This window comes from Planktothrix serta PCC 8927, from assembly GCF_900010725.2.
Classification (GTDB): domain Bacteria; phylum Cyanobacteriota; class Cyanobacteriia; order Cyanobacteriales; family Microcoleaceae; genus Planktothrix; species Planktothrix serta.
In genome coordinates, this window is the sequence record NZ_LR734913.1 from 1 (window position 1) to 401 (window position 401).

Genomic DNA, 401 nt, shown 5'->3' on the forward strand with positions numbered 1-401 from the left:
CGGTTGGCTTGCTGCGTCGTCAGGGTCACGGAGGGGTAATTACTCCATGCCTTGCCATCATAGGCTTGGAGGCGAACCGTGTCTGTTCCACCTTGGCTACCACCGACGAAGCGGACATTACCCAGTTGGCTGGCATTCACGTAGAAAGAACTATTCTGTTTGACCCCATTGACGGTGAAGTAACCGCTCGTGCTGCTGCTGTTGGCATCGTAGAAATAGTACCGCTGCATCGCATCACCGTCAGCGTCGTAGACACTGAAGAAGTTGGAGGCACTAAGACTGGTGCCTGTGTTCAGGGTGCGGTTGTAGGTGGTGACCACCGGAGCCCGGTTGGCTTGCTGCGTCGTCAGGGTCACGGAGGGGTAATTACTCCATGCCTTGCCATCATAGGCTTGGAGGCG

General features: G+C 56.1%; 1 protein-coding gene. It reads right to left on the reverse strand.

The features are described from left to right. On the reverse strand, positions 1–356 hold a 356-nt coding region (locus tag PL8927_RS28220), incomplete at its 3' end, for a hypothetical protein (protein ID WP_231506171.1). Positions 357–401 lie beyond the last annotated feature (45 nt).